This is a genomic window from Nostocoides jenkinsii Ben 74 (genome assembly GCF_001046875.1).
GTDB lineage: Bacteria > Actinomycetota > Actinomycetes > Actinomycetales > Dermatophilaceae > Nostocoides_A > Nostocoides_A jenkinsii.
The window spans coordinates 3,333,609-3,339,346 of sequence record NZ_HF571038.1; the positions used below are offsets into that span (position 1 = coordinate 3,333,609).

Here is a 5,738-nt window from a genome sequence, read left to right on the forward strand (position 1 = left end):
CGTGCGCAGGACATCGGCGGGCGAGCGGCGCGCGGCCGAGGCGTCGCCGCTAAGGATGAGCCGGTGACTCCAGATCGAGACGACGATTGATTGCACGTCGTCGGGCAGCACGTAGTCGCGGCCCGCGAGGGCCGCATGGGCCCGGGCTGCGCGTAGTAGGTGCAGCGTGGCTCGCGGCGAAGCACCCAGGCGCACGGCCGGGTTGTCGCGGGTCGCCTGCGCCAGGTCGACGATGTAGTGGCGGATCGAGTCGGAGGTGTGCACCTCGCGCACGGCGTGGATGAGTCGGCTGATCGTGGCGGCGTCGGTCACCGGGCGCAGGGAGTCGAGCGGGGACTGCTGGCCATGGCTAGCGAGCATGTCGACCTCGCTGCGCGGGTTGGGATAGCCGAGAGACACCCGCCCCATGAACCGGTCACGCTGCGCCTCCGGGAGGGGATAGGTCCCCTCCATTTCGATGGGGTTCTGGGTGGCCATCACGATGAACGGGTGCGGGAGGGTATAGGTCTTGCCGTCGACCGTGACGTTGCCCTCCTCCATACATTCAAGAAGAGCTGACTGGGTCTTGGGGGAGGCACGGTTGATCTCGTCGCCCACCACGACATTGGCGAAGATCGCGCCGGGGCGGAACTCGAACGAGCGCATGTCCTGGTTGAAGACGCTGACGCCGGTGATGTCACTGGGCAGCAGGTCGGGCGTGAACTGGATGCGCCGCACCGTGCAGTCGATGGACCTCGCCAGAGTTTTGGCCAGCATGGTCTTGCCGACTCCAGGCACGTCCTCCAACAAGAGGTGTCCCTCGGCCAGCAACGCGGTGATCGCTGTCTGGATGACTTCGGGTTTGCCCTCGATCACCGTGCGCATGGCCGCGGCCAGGCTGGTGGTGACTTCGAGCACCTCTTCGAGCCCCCGCGCGCGCGTCTGCGGGTCGACGGGGCGACCGTCGTGCTGCGTCAATGTGGTTCCCCTTGGTTGCCGGTCGCCCCGAGTGTGGCGCTGGGGACATTTTGCCTCACCCCGCCGACAACACCTAGATGCGTGGAGTGCCCCTTTGGTGACGATCGCGTGGAGAAAACCTGGGTTCGGGGGAGTGAAGTGGGGTAAAGTGGAGGAAATTGGCGACTTTGGGCGATTGGTGGGCGACGGAGGTGATCGGTGGACGCCGCAGCGGAGTTCTTGGGGATTCACACCCCGCGACTCGACGACAAGGGGCGGCTCATCCTGCCGGCGCGCTTTCGCGACGACCTCGGCGACAAGATCGTGGTCACCAAGGGACCGGATCGCTGCGTCCTGATCTATCCGTATGCCGAGTTCCGCACTCGCATCCTCGATCCCCTCGCGGCCGGGACCTCGGCGAGCCGCAATGTCCGCGCGCTGCGACGCGCCTATCTGGGCAACGCCTCCACCGAGACCCTCGATCGACAGGGTCGTGTCACCATTCCCCCCGCGCTGCGCACGTGGGGTGGGCTCGACAAGGACTGCGTCGTCATCGGGCAGGGGACCTATATCGAGTTGTGGGACCGCGCGGCATACGAGCAGATCGAGCAGGACAGCGACGACGTCCTCGGCTCCCTCGACGTGGAGGGGGCAATCCTGTTCTGACGCGCTCCTCCTGACCTGCCGACCCGACTCGGTGGCTCGTGGCCTCCAGCCGCTTTCCCGACGCGACTTCCCCCGCGCCGGGCCGCGGATGGGGACCAGGAGCCATCGCTTGTCCCGACCACCGGCCCGCGGATGCGGCGCCACCAGCCAGCTTCGCCGCATGCAGCACTCAGGAGTCCGCCGTGAACACCCAGACGACCGCCCGGGACCGGCACGTGCCGGTGCTGTGCGCGCGGATCGTGGACCTGCTCGCCCCCGCCCTCGACCGGCCGGGGGCGATCGTCGTCGATGGCACGCTTGGCATGGGTGGGCACGCCGAAGCTCTCCTGGAAGCCGCCCCCGAGGCGCGGCTGATCGGCATCGATCGAGACACCGAGGCGCTGGCGTTGGCCGGTGAGCGGCTCGCGAAGTTCGGGACTCGAGTGGACCTCGTCCACGCGGTGTATGACGAGCTGCCGGACATCCTCGGCCGGCTCGGCGTCGAGACCGTGGATGCGGCGCTATTCGATCTCGGGGTGTCGAGCCTGCAACTGGATGAGCCGGAGCGAGGATTCGCCTACCGGTTCGATGCTCCCTTGGATATGCGCATGGACCAACGGCGCGGCGTCACTGCTGCGGAGGTTCTCAATACTTATGATCGGGCCGACCTGGTGAGGATTTTGCGTGACTACGGCGAGGAACGGTTCGCTCCGCGCGTAGCGTCGGCCATCGTCACGCACCGTGCCCGACAGGCGTTCGCGACTACGGGAGAGTTGGTTGAGGTGCTAGAGACAGCAATACCTCAAGCCTCCCAGCGCACCGGCGGACACCCAGCCAAGCGCACTTTCCAGGCGCTGCGCATCGAAGTCAATGCGGAGTTGTCGACCTGGGCGCGAGCCCTGCCGGAGGCCATCGACGCCCTCGCCGTGGGCGGCCGGATCGCCGTGATGTCGTATCACTCGCTTGAGGACCGGATCACCAAGCAGGTGCTGCGCGACGGCGCCACCAGCAGCGCGCCGCCTGGGCTTCCCGTCGAGCGACCGGAAGACGCGCCCTACCTGCGGTTGTTGACGCGCGGTGCCGAGACGGCCGACGCCACCGAGCAGGCGGCCAACCCGCGCTCGGCGTCGGTGCGCGTCCGGGCGGCGGAGCGCATTGCGATCCGAGGTGGGCGGCGATGAGCCAGACCGCCGTCAAGCTTGAGCGCAATGGGGCCAAGCCGGCCCTCACCGCGCGCACCCACTCTCAGCGCATGCTGGCGCGCACCCGAGCTCGCCTCGGCGTGACCGGCGGGCCGGAGCGTCGTCACCTGCGCGTCATCGAGGGCGGCACCGCCGCCGGACACGCGTGGTTCGCCACGATCATGCTGCTCACGCTGGTAGGCGGATTGCTGCTCACGCTGTTGGTCAACACCCAACTAGCCGAAGGCACCTACGAGCGCAGCCGCCTCGTTAACGAATCCAGCCGGCTCACCGATCGCCAGGAGGCGCTGACCGACGAGTTGGACGCGCTCCGGGCGCCGGCGTCGCTGGCCAAGCAAGCGTTGTCCCTGGGCATGGTGTCGGCCGCCTCCCCGGCCTTCATTTCCCTCTCGGACGGACGGATTCTGGGGGTTGCTGAGGCCGCGACGGCCGAGGACGGCTTCCAGGTGATCACCCAGCCAGCCCCGCTCGCCCCGGCACCGGTGGCCGGGCCGGACGTTGCCGGCGCCGCCGCGACGGGGGCCGCAACCGGCACCGGAGCGACCGCCGACCCGCCAGCCACGACCGATGCGACCGGGCAGAAGACGGCCGGGACCGACGCCGCGACAACGGGGGATGCGGCCGGGACCGCCGGGACGGGCGATGCCACCCCCACCGACGGCGCTGCGACCGACACGACCCCTTCTGACGCCAACTCCGCCGACACCGCTGCCGCTGGCACCACGCCGACCGACACCACGCCCACCGACACCGGCACTGCTGACACCGGCACTGCTGACACCGGCACTGCTGACCCGGTCACCCCGGGCGATGCCCCAACCCCGTAACCGTTAGGACGCCCTCGATCGTGACCGAGCGCACGACCCCCCCGCAGCGTAACCGGCGGCCCGGCCCCACGGCTGGTGCTCGGCCACGCCCGGGCGCCGCCTCGACCGGCGATCGGCCTCGCTCGGCCTCCGGGCGGCGGCCTGCGTCGGGTGCGCCCCGCCGCGTCGTGGGGGAGCGAACCAACTCGGCTCCGCCGAGGCCCGCCCGACGGCGCCAGGCCGACGGCGAGCGGCCGGCGCGGGGGGAGCGCGCGGCATACGTCCCGGAGACGGGTCGCCGAGGGCCGCGCCAGCCGCGCGGGCGGACGCTGCCGATCGCCATACCGGGGGCAAACCCGCGGCATCGGACGCGAGCGCTGTTCGTGGCCACTCTGGTGGTGTTCAGCGTGTTCGGGGCTCAGCTAGTGCGCCTGCAGACGTTCGACGCCAGTGGCGCGGCCAATGTCGCACTGAGCACCCGAACCGTTTCGGAGATCGAACCACCGATGCGCGGTGACATCCTGTCCTCCGACGGGACCATCCTCGCGACCAGCATCGAGCGGCGCATTGTTGCGGTCGACCAGGTTTCAGTCGTGAAGTACATCAAGAAGATCGATGGTAAGCGCGTCACCGTCGGTCGTGCTGGCGCCGCCGCCGACCTCTCGCCGCTCCTTGGCATGGACGCCGCCGACATCGAACGACTCATGACCGGCACTAAGCGGTATGCAGTCCTCAAGAAGAACGTCCTGCCCTTGACCTGGCAAAAAATCGCGGACTTGGGCATCCCGGGCATCTCCAGCGAGCGGGACTCGATCCGGCGTTACCCGCAGTCCACCACCGCGGCCAGCCTTGTTGGCTATGTCGATGGCGGCCTCAATGGGCGCGGTGGCATCGAGTGGCTGCTGGATAGCAAACTTCGCGGCACCCGGGGCGAGCTTTGGTATGAGGTGGGTCAGGACGGCGTGCGCCTCCCCAACGGCCGGACCACCGAACACCCCGCCGTGCGGGGTCGCGATGTGCAACTCACCATCAATGGTGACTTGCAGTGGTTCGCCCAGAATGCGCTCGCCGAAGCCGTGACGAAGTATGGCGCGGCCTCCGGAACGGTCGTCGTCCAAGGCGTCAAGACCGGCAAGTTGCTCGCGCTGGCCTCGTATCCGACTTTTGATCCCAACAACATCACCAACGGCTCGTCACTGGCCAATCTCGCGTTCACCGAGGTGTTCGAGCCGGGCTCCACGGCCAAGGTCATGACGGCCGCCGCGGCGATGGATGAGGGCAAGGTCAACCCCTCGACGCCGATGATCGTGCCTTATTCGCTGAAGCGCTCGGATGGGGTGTTCTCCGACAGCCACGAGCACGAGACCGAGTACCTCACCTTCGCCGGTGCCCTGGCTCAGTCGAGCAACACCGGCATTATTCTTGCGGGCGAGCAGTTGGCTCCGGCCACGATCGAGAAGTACTTCCGCGCGTTCGGGATCGGGTCCAAGTCCGGTGCCGGTTTCCCGGCGGAGTCCGAGGGCATCTTCGCGCAGTCGGCGAAGTGGAATGGCACGCAGCGCTACACCGTGCTCTATGGGCAGGGTGTCTCGATCACCGCGATCCAGGCGGCCAGCGTGTATCAGACGATCGCCAACAATGGCATGCGGATCACCCCCACCCTGGTGGCCGCCGTCGCCGACAGCAAAGGCAAACTGCAGCCGACCGAGGCGCCGCAGACCCGCCAGGTCGTCTCGGCCAACACGGCCCAGACCCTGAGCCACATGCTTGAAGGCGTCGTCAGCACCGAAGGCACGGCGCCGGAGGCGCAGATCGACGGCTACCGGGTGGCGGGCAAGACGGGAACCGCACGCCGCTACGACGCCAAGGTGGGGGGCTACAGCGGTTACACCGCCAGCTTCATCGGCTACGCCCCGGCGGAGAACCCGCAGATTGTCGTGTCCGTCATCATCCAACGCCCCAGCAAGAACGGCTTCTATGGTGGGACGGTGGCCGCACCCGTTTTCCACGACGTCATGAACTACGCCCTGCAGACTCTGAAGATCCCGCCGTCGCCGACCGGCAGCACCCCGCCGGCGCTGACGCTCAAGCTCGACGCGGTGCCCAATATCGCCGACCCCAACGTCCTCGCCGACCGCCGCTCCACCGG

The 5,738-nt window shown here is 68.4% G+C and carries 5 protein-coding genes; 4 read left to right on the top strand and 1 reads right to left on the bottom strand.

Annotation, left to right across the window (positions count from 1 at the left end; genetic code table 11):
* Nucleotides 1–957: AAA family ATPase (locus BN13_RS15910; RefSeq protein WP_407667880.1), on the bottom strand; the 957-nt coding region annotated here is incomplete at its 3' end.
* Between the two features lie 198 nt (nt 958–1,155).
* On the opposite strand from BN13_RS15910, the gene mraZ reads away from it, so the two are divergent.
* From mraZ to BN13_RS15930, 4 genes are all read left to right on the top strand, one after another.
* Entirely contained in the window at nt 1,156–1,602 is a 447-nt protein-coding gene (gene mraZ / locus BN13_RS15915; RefSeq protein WP_048548168.1) for a division/cell wall cluster transcriptional repressor MraZ, read from the top strand.
* Between the two features lie 182 nt (nt 1,603–1,784).
* Nucleotides 1,785–2,762, top strand: coding sequence for a 16S rRNA (cytosine(1402)-N(4))-methyltransferase RsmH (gene rsmH / locus BN13_RS15920; protein ID WP_048548169.1), 978 nt, complete (start codon nt 1,785–1,787; stop codon nt 2,760–2,762).
* Nucleotides 2,759–3,610, top strand: coding sequence for a hypothetical protein (locus BN13_RS15925; RefSeq protein WP_048548170.1), 852 nt, complete (start codon nt 2,759–2,761; stop codon nt 3,608–3,610). Before rsmH ends, BN13_RS15925 begins: the two co-directional genes overlap by 4 nt.
* 167 nt (nt 3,611–3,777) lie before the next feature.
* On the top strand, nt 3,778–5,738 hold a 1,961-nt coding region (locus BN13_RS15930; protein ID WP_235434087.1), incomplete at its 3' end, for a peptidoglycan D,D-transpeptidase FtsI family protein.

Bases quoted from the DNA above. Each gene is read 5' to 3' on its own strand.
- BN13_RS15925 (WP_048548170.1), top strand. From the start codon at position 2,759: ATGAGCCAGACCGCCGTCAAGCTTGAGCGCAATGGGGCCAAGCCGGCC.